General features: G+C 49.0%; 22 protein-coding genes and 1 tRNA gene. 8 read left to right on the top strand and 15 right to left on the bottom strand.

The genetic code is table 11. The features are described from left to right. Positions 1-84 precede the first annotated feature (84 nt). The 3 genes from B2X65_RS16460 to B2X65_RS16450 all read right to left on the bottom strand — a co-directional run bounded on the left by B2X65_RS16460 (position 85) and on the right by B2X65_RS16450 (position 1010). Positions 85-267 (bottom strand): hypothetical protein, encoded by a 183-nt coding sequence (locus B2X65_RS16460; RefSeq protein WP_290614473.1) that lies wholly within the window; start codon positions 265-267, stop codon positions 85-87. Positions 268-342: 75 nt separating this feature from the next. Beyond that, entirely contained in the window at positions 343-558 is a 216-nt protein-coding gene (locus B2X65_RS16455; protein ID WP_290614471.1) for a hypothetical protein, read from the bottom strand. Next, positions 555-1010 carry a hypothetical protein gene (locus B2X65_RS16450; protein ID WP_290614469.1) on the bottom strand — a complete coding sequence of 152 codons (456 nt, stop codon included), beginning with the start codon at positions 1008-1010 and terminating at the stop codon, positions 555-557. The genes B2X65_RS16455 and B2X65_RS16450 overlap by 4 nt, the downstream gene beginning before the upstream one ends. 185 nt (positions 1011-1195) lie before the next feature. Here B2X65_RS16450 and B2X65_RS16445 point away from each other — a divergent pair, with 185 nt between their 5' ends. Further along, positions 1196-1432 carry a CopG family transcriptional regulator gene (locus tag B2X65_RS16445; RefSeq protein ID WP_290614467.1) on the top strand — a complete coding sequence of 79 codons (237 nt, stop codon included), beginning with the start codon at positions 1196-1198 and terminating at the stop codon, positions 1430-1432. A 66-nt stretch (positions 1433-1498) separates the two neighbouring features. On the opposite strand, the gene B2X65_RS16440 is transcribed toward B2X65_RS16445, so the two are convergent. The 4 genes from B2X65_RS16440 to B2X65_RS16425 are packed head-to-tail and all read right to left on the bottom strand — an operon-like array spanning position 1499 to position 3262. After that, positions 1499-2494: a hypothetical protein gene (locus tag B2X65_RS16440; protein ID WP_290614465.1), complete on the bottom strand. Its 996-nt coding sequence runs from the start codon at positions 2492-2494 to the stop codon at positions 1499-1501. A gap of 29 nt (positions 2495-2523) precedes the next feature. Then, positions 2524-2709 (bottom strand): hypothetical protein, encoded by a 186-nt coding sequence (locus B2X65_RS16435; RefSeq protein WP_290614463.1) that lies wholly within the window; start codon positions 2707-2709, stop codon positions 2524-2526. Continuing rightward, complete coding sequence (locus B2X65_RS16430) at positions 2697-2984, bottom strand: HigA family addiction module antitoxin (RefSeq protein WP_290614461.1); 288 nt, start codon at positions 2982-2984, stop codon at positions 2697-2699. Before B2X65_RS16430 ends, B2X65_RS16435 begins: the two co-directional genes overlap by 13 nt. Further along, positions 2984-3262 (bottom strand): type II toxin-antitoxin system RelE/ParE family toxin, encoded by a 279-nt coding sequence (locus tag B2X65_RS16425; RefSeq protein WP_290614459.1) that lies wholly within the window; start codon positions 3260-3262, stop codon positions 2984-2986. The genes B2X65_RS16430 and B2X65_RS16425 overlap by 1 nt, the downstream gene beginning before the upstream one ends. Before the next feature lie 206 nt (positions 3263-3468). Between B2X65_RS16425 and B2X65_RS16420 the strand changes: the two genes are divergently transcribed. Continuing rightward, positions 3469-4092 (top strand): LysE family translocator, encoded by a 624-nt coding sequence (locus tag B2X65_RS16420; protein WP_290614457.1) that lies wholly within the window; start codon positions 3469-3471, stop codon positions 4090-4092. Positions 4093-4110: 18 nt separating this feature from the next. Here the strand turns inward: B2X65_RS16420 and B2X65_RS16415 are convergent, their stop codons facing one another. The 3 genes from B2X65_RS16415 to B2X65_RS16405 are packed head-to-tail and all read right to left on the bottom strand — an operon-like array spanning position 4111 to position 8265. After that, the gene (locus tag B2X65_RS16415; RefSeq protein ID WP_290614454.1) at positions 4111-4719 is read right to left on the bottom strand and encodes a DUF502 domain-containing protein; all 609 of its coding nucleotides are present in this window, start codon (positions 4717-4719) and stop codon (positions 4111-4113) included. Positions 4720-4728: 9 nt separating this feature from the next. Continuing rightward, positions 4729-5826, bottom strand: coding sequence for a DUF2891 domain-containing protein (locus B2X65_RS16410; protein WP_290614451.1), 1098 nt, complete (start codon positions 5824-5826; stop codon positions 4729-4731). 57 nt (positions 5827-5883) lie between these two features. After that, complete coding sequence (locus B2X65_RS16405) at positions 5884-8265, bottom strand: fatty acid cis/trans isomerase (protein WP_290614448.1); 2382 nt, start codon at positions 8263-8265, stop codon at positions 5884-5886. A gap of 169 nt (positions 8266-8434) precedes the next feature. Between B2X65_RS16405 and B2X65_RS16400 the strand changes: the two genes are divergently transcribed. From B2X65_RS16400 to B2X65_RS16385, 4 genes are all read left to right on the top strand, one after another. Continuing rightward, positions 8435-9619 carry a phage tail sheath family protein gene (locus B2X65_RS16400; protein WP_290614446.1) on the top strand — a complete coding sequence of 395 codons (1185 nt, stop codon included), beginning with the start codon at positions 8435-8437 and terminating at the stop codon, positions 9617-9619. A 160-nt stretch (positions 9620-9779) separates the two neighbouring features. Next, positions 9780-11240 carry an aminoacyl-histidine dipeptidase gene (locus B2X65_RS16395; RefSeq protein ID WP_290614445.1) on the top strand — a complete coding sequence of 487 codons (1461 nt, stop codon included), beginning with the start codon at positions 9780-9782 and terminating at the stop codon, positions 11238-11240. Positions 11241-11360: 120 nt separating this feature from the next. Next, positions 11361-12014, top strand: coding sequence for an alternative oxidase (locus B2X65_RS16390; RefSeq protein WP_290614444.1), 654 nt, complete (start codon positions 11361-11363; stop codon positions 12012-12014). A gap of 106 nt (positions 12015-12120) precedes the next feature. Continuing rightward, entirely contained in the window at positions 12121-13641 is a 1521-nt protein-coding gene (locus tag B2X65_RS16385; RefSeq protein ID WP_290614442.1) for a sensor domain-containing diguanylate cyclase, read from the top strand. Between the two features lie 13 nt (positions 13642-13654). Here B2X65_RS16385 and B2X65_RS16380 read toward each other — a convergent pair whose 3' ends face one another. Beyond that, complete coding sequence (locus B2X65_RS16380) at positions 13655-14320, bottom strand: peptidoglycan recognition protein family protein (protein WP_290614440.1); 666 nt, start codon at positions 14318-14320, stop codon at positions 13655-13657. 357 nt (positions 14321-14677) lie between these two features. On the opposite strand from B2X65_RS16380, the gene B2X65_RS16375 reads away from it, so the two are divergent. Next, positions 14678-16042, top strand: a complete 1365-nt coding sequence (locus B2X65_RS16375; RefSeq protein ID WP_290614438.1) for a rhodanese-like domain-containing protein — start codon at positions 14678-14680, stop codon at positions 16040-16042. 197 nt (positions 16043-16239) lie between these two features. Here the strand turns inward: B2X65_RS16375 and B2X65_RS16370 are convergent. From B2X65_RS16370 to rpsU, 4 genes are all read right to left on the bottom strand, one after another. Continuing rightward, a tRNA-Ile gene (locus B2X65_RS16370) sits at positions 16240-16316 on the bottom strand. Between the two features lie 176 nt (positions 16317-16492). Beyond that, positions 16493-18334, bottom strand: a complete 1842-nt coding sequence (rpoD, locus tag B2X65_RS16365; protein WP_290614436.1) for an RNA polymerase sigma factor RpoD — start codon at positions 18332-18334, stop codon at positions 16493-16495. A gap of 86 nt (positions 18335-18420) precedes the next feature. Further along, on the bottom strand, positions 18421-20178 hold the full coding sequence (gene dnaG / locus B2X65_RS16360) for a DNA primase (protein ID WP_290614434.1): 1758 nt from the start codon (positions 20176-20178) through the stop codon (positions 18421-18423). Positions 20179-20322: 144 nt separating this feature from the next. Continuing rightward, positions 20323-20538, bottom strand: a complete 216-nt coding sequence (gene rpsU / locus B2X65_RS16355; protein WP_019675131.1) for a 30S ribosomal protein S21 — start codon at positions 20536-20538, stop codon at positions 20323-20325. Between the two features lie 238 nt (positions 20539-20776). Here rpsU and tsaD point away from each other — a divergent pair, with 238 nt between their 5' ends. After that, positions 20777-21790 (top strand): tRNA (adenosine(37)-N6)-threonylcarbamoyltransferase complex transferase subunit TsaD, encoded by a 1014-nt coding sequence (gene tsaD, locus B2X65_RS16350; protein ID WP_290614433.1) that lies wholly within the window; start codon positions 20777-20779, stop codon positions 21788-21790. Positions 21791-21938 lie beyond the last annotated feature (148 nt).

Below are 21938 nucleotides of genomic sequence, written 5' to 3'. Positions count from 1 at the left end.
TCTCCTGCGCTAACTCAATAATTTTCTGAATTACAGCTTAGTCGAAGCAGCAGGGCGGGATTCGACAGGACGGAGATATTTATTTTAGCTGTTCTGCCGTTCTCCTGGCGTAGTCAATTCTTTCAGTTCTTCATCAGTCAGATAGGGCGTATTTGGGTCTGCAATAGACTGCTCCATAATATCTAACTCGGTGGTGTTTATTGCCCGCACAAGGTCGGTATTACTTTTCATTTTCCTAAGTGATTCAAGAGTATATTTTTTACTCATACGATCCTCCGCCGGTCTTGCATACAGCGGCTGGCGTTTCCGGAGTGGGAATTAACGCCAGTCAGCTGCAGGTAGTTAAACAATATCGTCTAACGCTATACCAACATCAGTTTCAATCCGTTTGTACTGCGCTTTAACTTCAGCGTAAAGCTGACTTACTTCCATTAAATATTCTTCGTAGTCAGCGCGATCGCGTAAGGTTTCACTGGTCAAAAGCTGTTCATTGTACCTTACCGCGTCACGCAGCGCTTGCACCAGTAAAGGCGCAGCAGCGTTTGAAATTTCAATCATTTTGCTATCCTTTCAATTTGAGCTGCGAAAGACCTTAGCAGATTTCTGAATGTAGCTATAGGCATATCATGGGCCGGGGCGATAGTGTAGTGCGTTGCCATAAAGGTTTGGTTGTAAGAGTCTTTAACAATCGCTAAACCGCGCGGTAACGGTGTTCCCGCTGGAATGATGTAATGTACCCAGTCCTTTCCCTTTGGTACTCCGGGTTTATCAAAAGTAGAAATGCCCCGAGGCCAATGTTTAACCTTAACCCAACCGTTTTCAATGGTGATATCTGGCTTACGGATCCTGCCATTCGACATTTTGTGCGGGGTTTCAATCAGGTCAAACAGAGCAGTGTTTTTCTTGATGTTCAGACCGCGCCACAAATTCACTGGTACTGCCCCTTCGAAATACCTTTCCAGTTCACCCATTGAGATGAAAACATCCTTCAAAACAGATTGTTGTTCCATAGTTCTAGTTCCTTATTTTTGCATTGTGATTTAAGTGTTAAATTATGGTAATTAATTTATGTCTTTGAAGCGGCAAAAGCAAGAACTGGCGCTGCGGAAATTATCTAGTAACGAATGTTTTGTTTGACTGGATTCTGCATTATGCAAAGTTATACTTACTGTTAAATGGAAGTTTGGAGGTAGCTATGACGCGAATCACTATTAAGCTGGATGACGAGCTTATCCAGCAAGTAAAGCAAGCTGCAGCCGAGGTGAAGATGACACAAAACCAGTGGCTGGCTAGTTTAATTCAACAGCGCTTAGCCAATAACTGGCCGCAAGTTGTTCGCGATATGGCCGGCAGCTGGCAGGAATTTCCGCAGCAGGAAGAGCTGCGGGCGGCGCTGGGCGAAGATAAACTGCGTGACTCGCTCAAGGTTTGAAAAGTGATTTTATCTAAACTAATACAGATAAAATTTGAATTTGGGCATTTTAGCGGTCTTGTGTTTTTACTCACCAATAGTTTTGAGAAATGCCTGCATATTAGAGTTTGGCTGAGACACTTTGAAGTCGCCGTACCTCGCTTTCAACTTTGGCCATAAGTCAGTTAAGTACCCTTTTCTGCGGTAAAAGGGATGAATCCAGACAGTGGCCAGAAAGATATCACCACTCCCATCATCTTCCATTGACACTTGCCCCACTAAACACTGTCGGATTTCACCCAGTGCATCAATGCCTAAATTTTCAACAATTGGAAAAACAGTGATGCCAGCCCAACCTTCATCAGATTCATCCCATCCAAAGCCTTGGTTACACTCTTTACCTTGATAACGCCGCAGAGCAACACAAGCAAGCTTCTGCCAAAGTGCTGAGCGTATAGTGATTTCATCGTCATATTTTTTGCCAGCAGGAGCTGGTACTGGTCTGATTAAACCGCTTTGGGCTTCGTCATAAAAAAGTTCATGTGCTTTTTGTGCAGATACTTCGTACTGAGCATTAATGTGTTTAGCTCCATCAAAAAGCTCTGTCACAAGTTGATCGGCTTTGTATTCCTTTTGGGTCACATTAATCGTGGAGCTGGATAGCTTATTGTAACCCCTATGTGCAGTTTTTCGTTCTAGGCAGACAACGTGAAAGAGACCAGAGGGTAAATGCTTAAACCATGATGGGTTATCTGCCCAGTATAGTAACGACGTTCCTCGACTTCTCATATGTTTTATAAGATTTATACACGCATTTTCTACGCTATCTCCTCCCAACGATAGAATCTCAGATTCAAATCGACTCTGTGCCTTTGGATACATGAGCTGACAAAACTCTTGAGACAAGCGGCAAACAGATTTTCTATCGAAATCGTTGTATCCTGTAATGACAATCGGGGTGTCATTGTTTTTAACTTCATTCTCGATTAAACAGTCTATCACCAATGAAACGCCTTGCTTTTGTAGTGGAGTAACGTCTGCAAGTTCATTTAAAAACGCTGTTTTAGTCGCCCGAATATCCATAAATTTACCTTTTCGTAATCAAATTTGGTTCAACGATACTCCGCAAGCTCTTCCTGAATTTGCATAAACTCGTGATGGATGTCGGGTTGCAGCTCGCTTAATGCTCTGGCGATATTGACCTGCATGGTGACTTGTGTGACTTCGGCTATCTCTGGCGCTATGGCTTTGTTTTGCTGTTGGCTAAACCAGTTAAGCACTTTGGCTAGGCGCCACATAGCCGTTGTAACTTAGAGGTATCTATTTTCTGTCTGGCATGCCACAAATCATAAGCATCTTGCATGCCCATCCAGACACGTTCCGAGCTGCCGATCACAGCTGCGAGACGAATAGCCATTTCCGGAGAAATATCAGATTTACCGCTTATCAACCTTTGTACGGTGGAGGGAGCAACATCCAATGCCAAGGCCAGTTTACGGGCGCTGACATCCAGTGCTTCCATGGTTTCTTTAATCAGTTCACCTGGATGAGGCGGGTTATACATGGTAGCCATCAGTGATAATCCTCATAGTTGACGATGTAAACATCACCGTCATTAAGCTCAAAAGTAATACGCCAGTTTCCGGTAACGGTTATTGACCATTGGCCTTTGCGATCCCCGGTTAGCGGATGCAAAAAAAAGCCGGGCAGATCGATATCATTAATCTCTTTGGCCAGCTCCAGTACGCTAAGGCGGGTACTTATTTTCTTCGCTTGTTTTGGGTCGATGCCTGCTGTAGAACCGGTTTCGAAGTACTTCTTTAACCCCTTGTGCTTAAAGCTTTTAATCATGGCGTCACTAGCTTTAGTGGGTGTTGCGTTATACGCAGCATAGCAGGGTGGTGCGTATAGCGCAACATAGCAAAAAATTCAAAAGATACGTACTGATTCAAGGCCGTCGACGCTACTGCGCTCAACACCATAAAATCTCTGCCCAAGCCTCTTGCTGAGTGCGGAACAACCAGAGAGAATAGCGCCAGTTTGCAGTTGAGGTTGCTATGGTTAATCTGGCCCTGATGGGCGCTTTTATTCCGACGTTTTTATTTGTGTCGGTGACACCGGGTATGTGTATGACGCTGGCGATGACGCTGGGCATGAGCCAGGGCGTGCGCCGTACCTTCTGGATGATGTGGGGCGAGATGCTGGGAGTTGGCCTGGTCGCGGTGTTAGCAGTGCTGGGTGTCGCGGCATTAATGCTGAAGTTTCCCACGGTATTTCAGTGGTTTAAGGTGCTCGGTGCTTGCTATCTAACCTATATTGGCATTCAAATGTGGCGGGCGAGAGGTAAGTTAGCAATACCAACCGCCGGGCTGGTGCCACAACTGCTGCCCCGGCGTACCTTATTTAGTCAGGGTTTTATTACCGCCGTGTCTAACCCGAAAGGCTGGGCTTTTCATATGGCGCTGTTGCCGCCGTTTATTGACAGCCAGCTGGCTTTCTGGCCACAGCTGGTTATTTTAATCAGCATTATTCTGCTGCTGGAGTTTTTGTCGATGCTGCTGTACGCCAGCGGTGGTAAAGCTTTGGCGTTGTTCTTAACCCGGTCTAACCGGGTGCAGTATTTAAACCGGATTGGCGCCAGCCTGATGTTTGGCGTGGCACTGTGGATGCTGCTGGGCTAGCAAAGCAACGTGCCCGGTCTAAAGGTTTTTACCGGGCGCTTTATTACTGCCAAGGCCACCGCTTAATACCAGCTGCAGCGCTTCGGCCGGCTTCATGTCAATATTGCGGGTGCAACTGCGCGGCACAATAATGGTGTAGCCCCCCACGTTGTAGGCCATGGGCATAAATACCGCCAGCTGATCTTCCTGCATTAAAGAAGACATACGATCATTGGGTTGGCCGCCCTGTTTGGTCACAATACCGATCAGCTCAATCTCTGAGGTGGGTAGCTTAACCAGCACCACTGAACCATCAGTAAAGTTTTTACCGGACATCACATCAATAATATCCTGCAGGATGCCGTAAACCTGTTTGGTGCCCGGTAGTTTCATCAGAACTTTGCCGGGTAATTGCCATAGCCAATCCAGGCTTGGCCAGCGGGTACTGTAGCCAATGGCAATACAAATTAAAACAAACCCAAGAATGGCCATACCGGGCAAATACCACTCGCCGGGCAGTATCAGCTGCAGCAGCGGTGCCAGAACGTTTTCAACCATGCTTAACAGCCAGCGCAACACTTCAATGGTGATCACCAGTGGCAGAATAATAGCCAGGCCTTTCAGTAAACTTTTAACGATAATTTTCATCAGGATCCTTTACGGCTTAGCGCTATTTAAAGCATGTATGGCAAAACTACCCAACCAGTGGCCGCCTTCATAGCTATCGCCAATCAGGTTCGGGTAGGAGTGTGCCAGGTGTTGATCGGCAACACTGCGTAAGTGCGCATACTGCGGATACTGGTTTGCCAGGGCGTATAAATTCCAGGCACGGCTAAAGTTCAGGCCGTCTAAATGCACCAGCTTGCCGTCGCTGCGATCACTGACTTTACCCACTGCCAGCTGGTAATCTGCGTTAGCCAGTTGCGGCATAAAACGCTGCAACCAGGGTAAAAACTGTTTGGCAGGTAAAATACGCTGCATAAGGCCAATTTCTTCCAGGCACGGTGAGATAAAATCAAAACCACTGGGCTCCCAATTAATGGGGCAGTTGCTATCCTGCAAATAATACGCTTTGGCGCGCTGCGTTATCAGCTGCTGCAGCCCGGTGAGTTGATGGTTAACGGCATAGTCATAAGCAAAACTTAAACCAAAGGCGGTGTTGCTGTGCTCACCCACCCTGATGGGATATAGCAAGCGCGGTAAAAAGTCAGCGTAGCGTTTTACAATCAGATCAGCCAGTGGTTGCAGATTGGCAGCAAGTTCTGCAGCCAAGGGGTCCTGCCAGCCATGCAGTTCGTCTGACAATTTCAGTAACCAGGCCCAGCCATAGGTCCGCTCGAACGACGCATTAATATCTTTATTGAAAAACGCCACTTCCTGCGCGACCTTATCAGCAGTTAAATTGCGTTTTAAAATCGCTTTTATTAGTGCGGCCTGCTCCAGCTCTGGAAATTGGCGCAGTAGCGTTACCATGGACCAATAACCATGAACTGCACTGTGCCAGTCAAAGCAGCCATAAAACACCGGATGCATGGCTCTGGGTTCTTTCACATCTGCTGCGCTGGCAAGTGTCACTCCGGTTTTATAAGGGTAGGGGGTTTCGACACAATGCAGCGGTAAGCTGACCAGTTTGTTGGCCTCAGCTAATGTTAAGTTGTTTGGCACGCCCATGTTGCTGGCAGCGATGCTTTGCGCCTGGCAAACCATACTTAGCATGGTGAACACTATGGCGCTGGTAAAAATGCTTAATCTCATTGTCCTGCTCCGGCAGCTCGTAAATTTAGGTTGTGCTCCAGCTTTTATAGCATTGGCTTAACGGTTTTCCAGCCGATTGTAATCCAGCCAGCCCCCGGTGACTGGGTTTCGATGTTGGAACAAGGCATTAATGTTATCACTAAATGTCCAGAAATTTGGATTAGTGCGCCGGACGCCGAACTGATCAAGCAGAGCGGCATAATCCTGTTCATTACTAATGCGCTGTGCTGCTGCGACTAATTGAGCAATATCAGTCTCCTGCACATACCAGAAAGCATCAGGGTAGCTGCCAAGCAAACCATGCACCAGAGTCATATTATCGTTTGCCGGATCACGGTTATCTTCCTCGGCAAACAGGCTATTGACATTAAAATGGGCACTGTTGCGGATTAGAGTAAAAAGCTCCGGCTCGCTGCCATCCGTTGGGGTGATCATCATCATAGTCACTTCCGGCATGGTGGTGGCCGGCACACCGGTTAACTGAGCAAGCTGTTGCAGTAATTGCGTACTACTATTGCTCAGTGTGCTGTTGGCAAGCTGGTGTTTAGCAGGCTGCACCTGTTGCAGGTGTTGGCCAAACAGCTGGTACAGCTCTGCTTTCTGGTTATCTGTGCTGAAGCTAATGCCGCTTGGCTGAGTAAAGTCGTTAATATCGTCATTAAGAAACTGGCTTAACTCCGGCGCTGAGTTTTGGTACCAGTTAGCCAGTTCTGCCCGACGCTGCGCCGGTGGTAAAAAGGCCAGAAAGTTTGACTCCCCTTCCATTCGCAAAAAGTCCATGTACAGGCGGGTCATTAACTGATGACCAAAGTTGCCGTGCACATCAAAGCCTGCTACCAGCAAATAGTGAATGCGCTCCAGCAGCACATAATCAATAACCCAGGCCGTTTTCGGTGGTGCGCCAATCAGGCCCTTAACCACGGTGGCATTATCAAAATGACGAAACACTGTCAGGCTGGCGTTCTGATTTTCACCTTCGCCATTCCAGATGGATGCTGGCGTAAGGTAGCGCCCGCTGTCCACTGCTTCAGCCATAAATTCATTGCGCGCTCGCAAATAGTTGCCCTGGCGCTTGGCAAAAGCCAGCCAGTGGGTGGGCAGGGTGGTGCTTTCATCTTCTGCAGGTAACCGTAGGTTTGCTTGTTGGCTCTGATAAAACGTATCAAGCTTAGCTGAGCTGATGATTTCGGGGTCGACAAAGTAGACCCAGAAATGGTCGTTAATAACGTTAAGGGCAACTTGCCCCCGGCACACAGGGCCTTTTATGTAACCCATAATAGTATGTTCGGCCCGTTCCAGCATAAAGCGGTAACGGGCATTCACCGGCAGTTGGGCAAAGGCGGTTAGTGGGTTAGCGGCAATCTGGGGTTGATATCCAGGCAGGGTTGCTACCTCATAGTCTGCATCGGTAAACCACTGCTGCCACTTAGTCAGCAATTCATCATTAATGGCGTATGGCTGATGCGTTTTATGCACGATACTCGACACCACCGGTTGCATCCGATAATACACCCTGTCAACGCCCGGATCATCAAATGGCCGGCGGCTGGCAATTACCTGTACTGGTTGGCCGGGTGGCGTGGCAGACCGAAGCAACACATAAAATTGCGGCTGCTTATCTGCTGTCGTCAACGCCTCAAAATACAAATGCGAAGCAAATAAATGCTCGTAAATATAGCGGGCGCTCAGTTGCATTTTCAGGCTATCGGCATTTAAAAACTGCTCCAGCTTGTTTACGGCCTGCTGATCAGTGGCAGTAAGTTGCAAGGTTTCGGGCATGGCTGCCCCCTGCGCCAGCCAGTCAATCAGGGTGGCATGCTCATCTGCTGCCAAACCGGGCAGACCATAAGGCATGCCTGCCATGGGCTGCTTTTTAGCATAGCTATCAAATTGTTCTATAGTCGTGCATTGTTGTTCGCGACCAAGGCTGACGTCAAAGCGATCATCCAGTACTTTTTCAGCCGGTAGTGGGTGTTGTTGTTTGAGCAACAACATTTGCGCCAGCAAAGATCCCTCAATATTCGCCTCTACGGTTTGCTGTCGTTCATTTAATACCGGGTGAAACCCGCGCTGGCGCCATTCTGACGGGCCTGATGCATCAATAAATAACCGGTTAGGCGAGGCCGCCGTTAAGCGGGCGCCATCGTACACTAAATCCGGGTTGGCACCACGTGCTATGCCGGCCGCCGAGCTCATTTTTAGCTGGCACGGGGCGTCATAACAGGCATGGCAGACCACACAGCGCCGCTCAATAATGGGTTTTGCCAGTTGTTGATATAATTCCGTTTGCGCTTCGCTAACAACGGTCGCTGCTGCTCTGTTATTCGCGCTAGCTTCACCGTAGCGTTGGTCCAGTTCATTGCTTGATAGTGTCACATAACCGAGACAGCCAAAAAGTAAAACGAGAATGCTAATTTTCAGATAATGTGCTCTGCTCACTAATACTGCTCCACCCTGCTTCGGGATATCTCGATGTTAGCAGTACATATTACCGGCATCTGGTGGCTAAGGCGACTAAAGCCAGCGAATTTACCCGGTTTGACGATAGCCATAGTGGTTTTTACTAACTATCTTTAAGCCTGAGCCTGTAACATTGGGAAGTTACATCATGCCAGACTATATCCGGCCCGGTATTTATACTGCTGAAGTACCTGCCAGCCCGAAACCCGTAACAACAGTGCCGACCAGCGTGGTTGCTTTGGTCGGCTGTACTGAAACAGGCCCGCTTAATCAGCCAGTTTTGATTTCGGGTTTTGCGGAGTATCAGCGGCTGTTTCAAGGCACTGCAGCGGCAGAGCAGCGTAGGCAACCTGATGCCATGACCCTGGCCGTAATGGCATTTTTTGGTAATGGTGGTAAAGATGCCTATATTTGCCGTCTGACCAGCCCGGATAACGAGAATGACCTTGCCGCTCTGACGGTAAACGACTACAACCGGTTCTATCAGACCGTGCTGGCAAAGTTGGCTGATTACAGCCTGATGCTGCTGCCCGGCCAGCATTGGCAAAGCAACAAACATGCACAGAGTAATGCGATAATTAACGCCAGCCTGGCGTTTTGCCAGCAACAACGTCACTGCATGTTACTGTTAGAATTGGCTGCTGAGCTGCAACTGAGCAGTGCAGCCGCTGTCAGTGCCCTGGGTTTACCTGCATCCAGCTTTGCCGCAATGTATTATCCCTGGTTAACAATGACCAACCCGCTGGCAAAGGGTGTCCTGGCCGTGCCACCAGCGCCCGTGGCTGCCGGTTTATACTGTCGTAATGATGTCCGTTATGGGGTGTGGAAAGCGCCAGCCGGCGTTACCGCTAAATTAATGGGTATTACCGGACTGGCGTTAAATGTTGATGACAGCGTTCAACAACAACTTAACCCTTTGGGTATCAATTGCATTAGAACCTTACCCCGGGTGGGCACGGTAATTTGGGGGGCCCGCACTCTGGCCAGCCAGACCGACCCACAGTGGCGCTATATCTCGGCAAGGCGCACTGCCATGTTCATCGAGCAAAGTATTTTGCAAAGCCTGCAGTGGGCGGTGTTTGAACCGAATGACCAGCCATTATGGCAGGCCGTACAAAGTAGCATAAACAATTTTATGCTGACGTTATTCCGGGCTGGCGCTATGCAAGGCGCAAAGCCCAGCGAGGCATTCTTTGTTCGTTGTGGCCTGGGGCAGAGCATGAGCCAGCATGATATCGACCAGCAGCAGCTGGTAATAGCAATAGGTTTTGCCCTGATAAAACCTGCCGAATTTATAGTGAGTCGTCTGGTATTCAAACTTAGCACGCCCTGATGCTGACGCTCTGCCTGAACCACTGGCAGCGCAGCCTTTTTAGTGGAAGCGCAGCTTTACAGTAGTGCCTGATGTGCATCAGGTGTGGTTCAACGTGCAGTGCTGCTTATGCTAAACTGGCGAAAATTTTCGCATCGCTCACCCTTTTCAGGAGTTTTTCGTGGCTGCATTACGTGATTTATATCCACAACCACTATGGCAATGGTTTGAACAAATTTGTGCCATTCCTCACCCATCAAAACACGAACAGGCATTAAGCCAGCATATTCAAACCTGGGCCCGCGAGCTTGGGTTAGTTGTGGTGGAAGACAAGGTTGGCAACCTTATTATCAAAAAGCCGGCTACCGCAGGCATGGAAAACCGTAAACCTGTGGTTATTCAGGCCCATTTGGATATGGTGCCGCAAAAAAATGCCGATAAAGCGCATGATTTCACTAAAGACCCTATCGACGCTTACATTGATGGCGACTGGGTTACTGCCAATGGTACTACCCTGGGTTCAGACAATGGTATTGGTATGGCATCCGCGCTGGCAATCCTGGGCAGCAATGAGATTAAGCACGGGCCACTGGAAGTGCTGCTAACCATTGATGAAGAAGCCGGCATGACCGGCGCTTTTGGCCTGGAACCGGGTATGCTGGAGGCGGAGATATTAATCAACACCGATTCAGAGCAGGAAGGTGAAATATACATGGGCTGCGCCGGTGGGGTAGATGCCCAGTTTAACCTGCCCGTTAGCTGGCAGAGTGTTGCTGAAAATAGCCAGGCGGTGAAAATTAGCCTGAGCGGCTTAAAAGGCGGCCATTCCGGCGTGAATATTCATTTGGGCCGGGGCAACGCCAACAAGCTTTTGGCACGGTTTTTAGTCGCTGAAGCGCGTGAGTTACAGTTGCAGCTATCTGAGTTAACCGGCGGTTCGCTTCGCAACGCCATTCCGCGCGAAGCAGCGGTAACGTTGTGTCTGCCTGCCAATAAAGTTGACTTGCTGCAGCAAAAAATGCGTTTTTTTGAACAGTTAGTCCAAACCGAACTGGCAGCCGTAGAGCCTGCCATTAAGTTTAGTCTGGCCGAAACCAGTGTGCCGCAACAGGTCATGACTGTCAGTAGCCAGCAAGCGGTATTAAACCTGCTGCATGCCTGTCCGAATGGGGTAATGCGCATGAGTGACGATGTACCTGGTGTTACCGAAACCTCGCTGAATATGGGCGTTATCAGTACCAGTAGCAATCAGGTGCAGGTTCTGTGCTTAATTCGCTCGTTAATTGACTCGGGCCGCGAGCATGTCGAAACCATGTTAACATCGCTGGCCGATCTGGCCGGGGCAGAAGTCACATTCAGTGGGGCTTATCCGGGTTGGAAGCCAGATCCGGACTCGGCCGTGATGAAAATCGTTAACGATACTTATCAGGATATTTATCAGAAACAGCCGGTTATTATGGTTATTCACGCGGGTTTAGAATGTGGTCTGTTTAAAAAGCCCTACCCTGATATGGATATGGTGTCGATTGGCCCGACTATCCGTTATCCGCATGGGCCGGATGAAATGGTGAATATTGAAACCGTCGGCCAGTACTGGCAGTTGCTGCTGGCGGTACTTGAGCGTATTCCACCAAAATCCTGAATATACCAGGCGATGGTGCAACAACCCCGGCTTATAAAGAAGTTAAGTCGGGGTTAAGCGTTATGCTGCCACCTTAATAACATTTCAGTTTATTCATTATGCACAGCAGGGGAGCTTCCGATGTCCGCACCTGACGATACAACAAAAAATGATAACGCCAGCGACGATCCTTTAGCCTCACACCACGCGCCTGCCAATTTCTCCGACCGCATCGCCTTTCGGCTGACCAAAATGCTGCGTTTTTGCGCCGATACGTTTTTCGCCAAACGCTATGGCCATCGGGCGGTTATTCTGGAAACGGTAGCCGGTGTGCCGGGTATGGTGGCCGGTATGCTGCGGCATATGCGTAGTTTACGTCGGATGGAGGACGATCATGGCTGGATCCGCACCCTACTGGACGAAGCCGAAAACGAGCGAATGCACCTGATGACGTTTATCCAGATTGCTAAACCGAATTGGTTTGAGCGGTTCCTAATCCTGATGGCCCAGGGCATATTTTTTAGTGGTTTTTTACTGTTGTATATTATTTCGGCAAAAACTGCTCATCGGCTGGTGGGGTATTTTGAGGAGGAAGCGGTATACAGTTACAGTTGTTACTTGCAGGAAGTGGATAATCAGGTCATTGAAAATGTTCCGGCGCCTCAGGTTGCCATTGACTACTGGAATTTAGCCGCTGATGCCCGCCTGCGTGAGGTGATTATTGCTGTGCGTGCCGATGAAGCCGGCCATCGCGATGTAAACCACGATTTTGCTAATCAGTTAGCCGCCGAATAATATCCTCAGATTACCTGCAAGGTACATTGTCAGACTATCGGTTAGCAACTAACCTTAACTAAAGCCTTGTTAGTTAGATGTAATTTCCTAATATAGTGAATTTTCAATGGACAAACAGCTTGAACAACTGGCCCAGTTTGTGGCGACTGCTAATACCGTTGAAGGGTTAACCCGGCCATTGCTAGCGCTGCTACAGCGGATAACCGGCCTGGAATCGACCTACCTTACCGCCATTGACGAAACTGCCGGCGTGCAGCATATCCTTATTGCCCACAATGCCGGCGCGTTAACACTGCCGGAAGAGCTTACAGTACCCTGGCAGGATACGCTGTGTAAAAGAGCACTGGAAAGCCAGCAATTTGTTACCGAAGATGTCGCAGGCTGCTGGGGCGATTCTGACGCAGCCCGCGAACTGGGGTTAAAAAGCTATATTAGTGTGCCGGTAAAAAATCAGGATGGCAGTATTTTTGGTACCCTGTGTGGCGCCAGCTCGCATCATGTTGCCCTGACCGGCATGTCGAATTTGTCTGAACTGCTGCAACTGTGTGCCGACCTTATCTCGCATCAGCTTATCCGCGAAGATCAGGCAAACTTAGTCGCGAAAAGAGCAGAGCAGGCCGAGTCAGAGCTTAACCGGGTAACCTTATTTGCCAGAATAAGTGAGCTTTGCGTCGGCGGGCAGTCACTGAGTTTAACGGTGAACCAGACCGCGGGTTACATGATGGAAAGCGGTTTTTGTAGTCAGGCAATCGCCTTTGAGTTGGTTAACGATGACTATGTTGCCATTGCCCCTGATCAGCAAGCCTGGCAGCGGGTGGTCTCGACGCTGCGCGCTGAACTGAGCGTCGAAACCCGGCGGCGCAGTCTCATCCCTATAACCATATCAGACGATGTACAGCAACAATTTGATACCTTACTTGTGCCTGGGCAAAATGCCATCTTGCTTAAGATATTTGCTGAATACACCCCGACAGCAGCTATTTTTGCTCTGCTCAGCCCCTCTGCAGCAACAGAGTCTGAAAATAAGGTATTGCTGTCGGCAATCAGTAATTCGTTATCACTTATGGCCAGCAGGCTGGCCGACCATCAGGCGCTTACCCGGGTAAATCAGCAGCTGGAGTATCAGGCACAGCACGACGCCCTGACGGCACTGCCCAACCGCCGTTATTTATTTAACGAACTGGCCCGCCAGTTGGCGCGCTCAGCACGTCAGCAAATCAGCTTTTTTATTCTGTTTATCGACTTAGACGGGTTTAAGGCCATAAACGATAACCACGGCCATGAAACCGGCGATGAGTTTTTGCGGGAGTTTGCAAACCGGATCCGCAATGCGATGCGCACCGGGGATTTTGCTGCCCGCCACGGCGGCGACGAATTTGTGATGTTATGTCAGTTTTCAGCAGGTAGCTCCGCAGAGCAGCAGGCTGAGCATTTAGTACAGCGGATCCGCGCTGCCACCAGTGGCCGCTTCGCGCTAAGCAACCTTAGTCTGAATTACAACGGTCCCAGCTTGGGGCTGGTGCAATGGCAGCCAGGGGATATTACAGATGGCGATAAACTGTTAAGCCAGGCCGACGCCGCAATGTATCAAGATAAACAGCAACGGCGTAAAGGCGCTCAACCTTAATACTTGCAATAATTCAAGGCAGTGGTGTTAGTGATAAATCGCTTAACTTGCTGCGCAAACGGTTCATAAAGGCAAGATCAGGGTCGTTTTTTTCGGTAAAGTAGCTGCTGTCGGTCTCTTTCCACCAGTCAGTATCCCGAAACCGGTGGTATTCGCTGTGGCCCAGCACATACTCTATCGGGTATTTTCCCGCTAAATAACGTATCAGCCGGCTATTGGCATCTAATTGTGCCTCCGTCATTGGCAGGCTGTCACCGTCAGCAATATTTTCAATGCCAATAGCGGTGTAATTCAGGCCAATAGTATGGCGCGCCATAGTCGTTTCTGGCATTAGCTGATAAATAGTACCATCGCGGTCAATCACAAATTGGCTGGAGACATTTAAATTGCCTCCCGCCCTTATGCCGTCGCGCGCAGCCGGCAGCTGTGGCGGGTTAAACGCATTAAAGGTTTGCTCAAAAGTCGGGATCACTGTCCAGTGCACCACCACCATCTTAGGCTTAATAGTTGGCTCATCCTGCACCATACCGTAACGTTGCTGCATATACTGCAGGGTCAGTGCTTTGCGCGTGTCATCGAACGTAATTGGTTTTTGGATAATGACTAAATCGTCAGGCATGCTGCCTCCGGCATATAAAGGCGAAATTACAACCAGCAAACAAAGGATAAGTTTTTCCATGGGTATTCCTTTTAAACAATGCACGTTCGACCATTCCTTGCAAAAGCGGTAAAGACAACGTGTTCTAAATGATGCTTTAGCAAGAGCGTAGCATTGTTATTGAGGTTGTAAATATTACCATCGTATTTTGAAATGCGAATAGCAAACCTGTACATCGCCATTGTCAGGTGTCCGTCACTAGCAAAAAAATCTCTAAATTGACCATATTATTCAGATGCTTAATGGTTTTTGATTCAAATTGAATGTGTTTTTTTAACAGAGAACTTTCAGGGTATTAATTTTGCATATTCAAGATAAGGAGATTTTAGTTTTTATTGATATTAAAAGTTTTGAGTGATTTAAAAGGAGGCCGCTACAATGGAACTTCGTCGAATAGAAACCCCCGGTATTGCGCATTATGCCTGGCTGCTGGCCGACGGTGAGCAGGCAATGTTAGTCGACCCGAGCAGACATGTGCAAAAATACCTTGATGCAGCCCGCCAGATGGAGACCCGGATCACCCATATTGTCGAAACCCACCGCCACGAAGATTTTGTAATGGGCGCAGCCTGGTTGGCCAAGCGCACTGGCGCCAGCATTGTTAACGGCAACCATAAAACTTTTGGCCATGGCGATATCCGGCTTGAAGACGGCGACACCTTTTACATAGGCAAGTTATTAATTCGCGCATTTCACACACCCGGTCATACACCGGAAAGTATGTGTTATGCGGTATACAAAGATGATGATGCCGACCGCGCGTGGGCAATATTCACCGGCGATACCTTATTTTTCGGTGACACCGGTCGATCTGACTTACCAGATAGCGATAAAGCCGTTGAAAATGCCGGGCGTATTTATGATGCTGTACATAATAAACTGGCCGGTCTTGGCGATACCGCTCTGGTGCTGCCGGCCCATGGCCCGGGCTCGGTTTGCGGCAGTGGCATGGCACAGCGAAGCTGGTCAACGCTTGGTGATGAAAAAACCTATAACGATGTGTTTACCCTGTCGCGGCAGGAGTTTGCGAGCAAAAAAGGCGGCGAACGCCTGCCAAGGCCACCTTATTTCCGACACTTGGAGAAGGTTAATTTAGCAGGAGGCTTACCCCCGGCCTTGCGAGATGGTGATGTCGGCTTATTATCGACAGCTGACTTCGATAAAACGACCCAAAACGCCCTGATTTACGATACCCGCCTGCCGGAAGCTTTTGCCGGTGGTCATATTCCTGACAGTTTCAGTATCTGGCTCGGTGGCCTGCCAGTATTTGGTGGTTGGGTTGGTGATGCCGACAATGCAATTTGTCTGGTAACCGACCGCAACGACGATGTGGACACTGCCGTGCGTCATTTAAGTAATATTGGCCTGGATAATGTAAAAGGTGCCCTGGCAGGTGGTTTTGAAAGCTGGCGGGATGGCGCACAGGAAACTGAGCACAGCGGGACTATAACGCCAGCGGCGCTGCACCATGCAGGCAATAAACCGCAAGTACTGGATGTGCGCGAGATTGACGAATTTGACAGTGGCCATATCCCCGGCGCGGTTCATTGCTATGTTGGCTATCTGGCCGATAAACTCAATGAGCTACCCTTAGATAAAACGCGGCCTGTAGTCGTCACCTGTGGCGTGGGACATCGTGCCGGAGTAGGGGTGAGTATTCTATTAAGAGCAGGCTTTAAAGATGTCAGCAATTTAATAGGGGGTATGAAAGCCTGGCATAAGCTCGATTTCCCTATTGAATAAATGAGTATCGTTGGTGAAAAGCTGCAAAAGGTATAGTGTACAAAGAGTTGACAGAAAGGCGTAGTTTGAAATGGCGGCCCCAGCAGGGTGAAACGAGCGTTGTAACAAAGCATTGCTTTGTGTGAGTTGAACGCGCAGTAGCTTAAGCTGCAAGAGGGAATAGTCCGCTGTGGGGAACATGAAAGCGAAGATTGAAATGGTGGCCCCAGCTGGACTCGAACCAGCGACCGATCGATTATGAGTCGAGCGCTCTAACCAACTGAGCTATGGGGCCACGTTAAACTTCTTTCGCGTTAAAGCGGCGTGCAGTATAAAAACTTTTACGTGCTTTGTCATCCGGCTTATTAGGCTAAGTATGGTTAATTGCTGCTTTTTTAGGCTTTATGCTGTTATTAAATAATAAAGGCGCCGTCTGGCGCCTTTATGGGATGGTGTTGCTACCGCGTTCGTTTATTCGTCTAAGAAGCTTTTTAATACTTCAGAGCGCGAAGGGTGGCGCAGTTTACGCAGTGCCTTGGCTTCAATTTGGCGGATCCGCTCGCGGGTTACGTCAAATTGTTTACCTACTTCTTCCAGGGTGTGATCGGTGTTCATATCGATACCGAAACGCATCCGCAGTACTTTAGCTTCGCGGGCGGTTAAACCGGCTAACACTTCATTGGTAGCGTTTTTCAGGCTTTCCATGGTGGCAGAATCGAGCGGTGACTCACCGCCGGCATCTTCAATAAAGTCGCCTAAGTGCGAGTCTTCATCATCACCAATTGGCGTTTCCATTGAAATAGGCTCTTTGGCGATTTTTAACACCTTACGAATTTTGTCTTCTGGCATTTGCATCCGTTCAGACAATTCTTCTGGTGTCGGTTCGCGACCCATTTCCTGCAACATCTGCCGTGAAATACGGTTCAGCTTGTTGATGGTTTCAATCATATGCACCGGAATACGGATGGTGCGCGCCTGGTCGGCGATTGAACGGGTAATGGCCTGACGGATCCACCAGGTGGCGTAAGTTGAAAACTTATAACCACGACGGTATTCAAACTTATCGACCGCTTTCATCAGACCGATATTACCTTCCTGAATTAAATCCAGGAATTGCAAACCACGGTTGGTGTACTTTTTCGCGATAGAGATAACCAGACGCAAGTTGGCCTCGACCATTTCTTTCTTGGCGCGGCGGGCTTTCGCTTCACCTATCGACATGCGGCGGTTAATGTCTTTAATTTTAAAGATACTTAAACCGGTTTCTTCTTCAACTTTTTTCAGCTTTTCAACGCTGCGTACTAAGTCTTCCTGCATTTCCTGCAGACGCACTGAATAGCCTTTGCCCGCTTTAATTTCAGCATCAATCCAGGCGGTTGAGGTTTCATGGCCGGTGAACGCTTTTACGAAAGTTTTCTTCGGCATTTTGGCGTATTCAACGCAATGCTTCATTAACAACCGTTCCTGGATCCGTACCCGGTCCATCATTTCGCGCATGTTTTTAACCAGGCGATCGAACTGTTTGGGCACTAAACGGAAGCAGCGGAATACTTCGCTGAGCTTTTCAATTTCTGTTTTGGTGGTCGCGTGTTCGCGGCCATTTTTTTCGATAGAATTACGGGTAACGTCATACTGAGCGCGTAATTCGCCGAATTTTATCCGTGCTTCTTCAGGATCCGGACCGGTGTCGGCTTCAGAATCATCGTCGCTGTCATCGTCGCTGTCATCGTCGTTGTCATCGTCTTGTTTATCTTCCGGCACGTCTGAACCGATGTGGCTGGCAATAACCGGCGCTTCATCAATTTCGTTCGGGTCAATAAAGGCTGAGACAATATCGCTTAAACGAATTTCTTCCGCTTCAAACTTATCCCATTGCTCCAACAGGTAAGTAATGGCTTCCGGGTACTCAGCAACCGAGGTTTGCACCTGATTAATGCCGTCTTCAATCCGCTTGGCGATGTCAATTTCGCCTTCACGGGTTAAAAGCTCAACGGTACCCATTTCCCGCATGTACATCCGCACCGGATCGGTAGTACGGCCCAGTTCTTTATCGACACTGACTAAAGCCTGAGCGGCTTCTTCTGCGGCGTCTTCATCTGTTGAGGCATCAGCCATTATCAAATCATCGGCATCAGGCGCGTTTTCAAACACCTGAATACCCATATCATTGATCATTCGAATAATATCTTCGATCTGATCAGAGTCGATAATGTCTTGTGGAAGGTGATCGTTAACTTCGGCAAAAGTAAGATACCCTTGCTCTTTACCTTTAATGATCAGGAGTTTTAACTGCGACTGAGGACTTTGCTCCATAGAGACTTATCTTCCACCAATGTTGATTAATATAAAAATGCGAACTAGCGATTATAACAAACCGAAGCTTTTCTAGCCAGTCGGAGTTAGCCTGCTGGTCGCGGTTTTTTGCTTTTCAGTGCTTTTAGCAACAGCACATATTCATGTTGTTCGGCCTGGGTCAGTTGTTTTAGTTTATCTTTTCGTTCCAGAGCTTCCAGTCGTTGTTGCAGATATTGGTCTTCAATAGAGTGGAACGTATCCAGAAATTCCGCTGAAAGCTGCTCAGGTTCGATCTGATGTTGCCAGGCTGCCAGTTTTAACAGGATGGCATGCTCTGGCAGATCGCGCCAGTATTCAAGCAATTGCGCGGTGCTAAGCCCGGGTTTATCGACCAAATGCTGCTGCACGGCCAGTAACAAACTAACGCCCGGAATATCGGCACTGGCCAGTTCCGGGGTGTAAGGCATAACGTTAACCAGCTCAGGAGTTTGCAGCAACAACGCAATAGCCCGACGCATAGGCGTCATTTTAATTGTAGCCGGGGCAGGCCGTGCTTGCTGCCTCGTGCTGGCCGGTTTTAAGCGCTCACTCGAGCGGCCCAGCAAATTATCCAGCTTTTGTTGTAACGTTTCCTGATAAAAACTACTGGGAATTTGCTTGATTAGTTCACTGCCTTTGGCCATTAACGCGGATTTACCACCGTCGGTATTGGCGTCAAACTCCTGCAGTAAATGTTCAAACAAATACTGACTGAGTGGCAGCGCCTGCTCTAAGCGGGCCATAAAAGCGGCTTTACCTTCTTTTTGCACCAACGAATCGGGGTCTTCGCCATCGGGCAGGAACACAAAATTCAGTTCGACCCCATCTTTTAACTGCGGCAGGGCATTTTGTAAGGCGCGCCAGGCTGCATCTCGGCCGGCCCGGTCGCCGTCGTAACAGCAAATTACTTTCGGGCTGTAGCGAAACAGGGTGTGCATTTGATCTGAGGTGGTCGCGGTGCCCAAACACGCTACGGCAAAGCGGATATCGTGCTCGGCCAGAGCGACCACGTCCATGTAACCTTCAACCACCAACAATTGCTTTAAATGACCCGGTTGCTGGCGTACCTGATACAAGCCATACAGTTCGCGGCCTTTGTGAAACAGCCGGGTTTCCGGCGAGTTCAGATATTTGGGCTGGCCATCATTTAAAATACGGCCACCAAAGGCAATAACCCGGCCCCGCTTATCATGAATAGGGAACATTAAGCGGTCGCGGAAAAAATCATATTCGCGGCCATTGTCGTTGCGGTTAACCAGCTTTAGCTCAATTAACTGTTCACGCACTGCCCGCGGTTTGCCGTTACTTAATTGCTTTAATACACCATCCCAGCCATCCGGGGCATAGCCCAGCTGAAAATCAGTAATGGTTTGCGCTGACAAGCCCCGCTTTTGCAAATACTGTTGCACCGCCGGGCCATTAGCATGTTGCTGCAGTTGTTGCTGGTAATAGTCGGCAGCTTGCTGCATTAAGCTGTAGTCATCGGCCTGTGCGGCAGGGCGGCTTGGGCCTTTGCCCTGTTCGCGCGGCACCTCCATATGCAGTTGCTTGGCCAGTTCTTCAATGGCCTCGACAAACTCCAGTTGCTCAAACTCCATCATAAAGCTGATGGCATTACCATGGGCGCCACAACCAAAACAGTGATAGAACTGTTTATCGGGGCTGACAGTAAAGGATGGGCTTTTTTCGTTATGGAACGGGCAACAGGCAGAGTAGTTTTTACTACCTGCTTTTTTAAGGGGTACGCGTTGGTCAATCAGCTCTACAATGTCTGTTCTGGCGAGCAGATCATCAATAAACTGACGCGGAATTTGTCCTGCCACTGATGTCCTTTATATGCTTTCCAGAAAAAGACAAACCGTGCTCAAAGAACACGGTGTGCAGATATCGGCCTGAAACCTTGTTGCGAACCTGCCAGCTAAAATCGCCAATAAGCAATTAGGCAGGTTAACGCCGGATGACTGTAATTAGTACAGGCGGATCCGACGTGCATTTTCGCGAGAAAGCTTCTTAGCATGGCGTTTTACCGCTGCAGCTTTCTTGCGCTTACGAACCCAGGTAGGCTTCTCGTAAAATTCTTTTGCGCGAACATCAGCCAACACGCCAGCTTTTTCACAAGAGCGCTTAAAACGACGTAACGCTACGTCAAAGGGTTCGTTTTCTTTTACTTTAACAACAGGCATTAAATTCTCACCTCGGTCAAACTTGGTTATCGGTAACCAATTACGATTAAAAATGGTGCGGCATTTTACGCAAAAACCCCTACCAATGTAAAGCGAATAAGTGATCTTAAATCAGATCTTCTGGCTCTGACACGGTGAAGTCGATACAATGCGCGCGTTAAAGGCCGGCAAGTGTACCTGAACTTTCTGGCCAGATCCTACTATTTGCTGATTTTTTAACACGATTTTTGGGAAGACGATGCGCGTATTAGGTATAGAGACATCCTGTGATGAAACGGCTATTGCTATTTATGATAGTGAAAAAGGGCTGCTAAGCCATGTGCTGTATAGCCAGATCCCGTTGCATGCTGATTACGGCGGAGTCGTGCCTGAGCTGGCGTCGCGCGACCATGTTAAAAAAACCTTACCATTGATTAAGCAGGCGCTTAAACAAGCCGGCGTAACGGCCAGTGATATTGATGGCGTAGCCTATACAGCCGGGCCTGGGTTAGCCGGGGCCTTGCTGGTCGGCGCTACCATAGGTCGCAGCCTGGCCTATGCCTGGCAGAGGCCAGCGCTGGCGGTACATCATATGGAAGGCCATTTATTAGCACCCATGTTGGAAGATAATCCACCGCCGTTTCCTTTTTTAGCGCTACTGGTATCCGGCGGCCACACTCAGCTGGTTGGAGTGGAGAGTATTGGCCGGTATGAGTTGCTGGGCGAGTCGATAGATGACGCGGCCGGTGAGGCGTTTGATAAAACCGCAAAACTAATGGGCCTGGATTATCCGGGCGGCCCGTTGCTGGCAAAACTGGCACTAACCGGCGACAGTAAAAAATATAAGTTCCCACGGCCAATGACTGACCGGCCCGGGCTGGATTTTAGTTTTAGTGGTCTGAAAACTTCGGCGGCTAATGTCATTGCTAAAGAAGGCAGCGGCGAGCAGGTACAGGCCGATATTGCCGCCTCGTTTCAACAAGCGGTGGTAGATACCCTGGTGATTAAATGCGAGCGGGCGTTGGATCAAACCGGTTTTCAGCGGCTGGTGATTGCCGGTGGCGTCAGTGCTAACCTGTCGCTGCGGGAGCAGCTGGCGGTATTATTAAAACGCAGGGGTGGTGAAGTCTATTATCCACGTAAAGAGTTTTGTACGGATAATGGCGCAATGATTGCCTATGCCGGGTGTCAGCGTTTGCAGGCTGGCCAGCAGCAAGATTTAACCATTGGTGTAACGCCACGTTGGCCAATGCAGGAATTAGCGCCGGTATAAATCGCTTAAAAAGCGGAAGGTTGGAATCCCGATCTGGGCGCCACAGAGTGTCTGAGCGAACGCGCAAGCGGTAGCGAGTTGCTGTGGCGAGCCAGGGCGGGAGTTGCAACCTTAAGCCCAGCCGCTTAAGCCGGATTCCAACCTTGCG

Source organism: Arsukibacterium sp. UBA3155 (assembly GCA_002364615.1).
Lineage (GTDB): Bacteria > Pseudomonadota > Gammaproteobacteria > Enterobacterales > Alteromonadaceae > Alishewanella.
The sequence above is the reverse complement of the archived record's forward strand: the minus strand, read 5'-3'. Positions and strand labels throughout refer to the sequence as shown.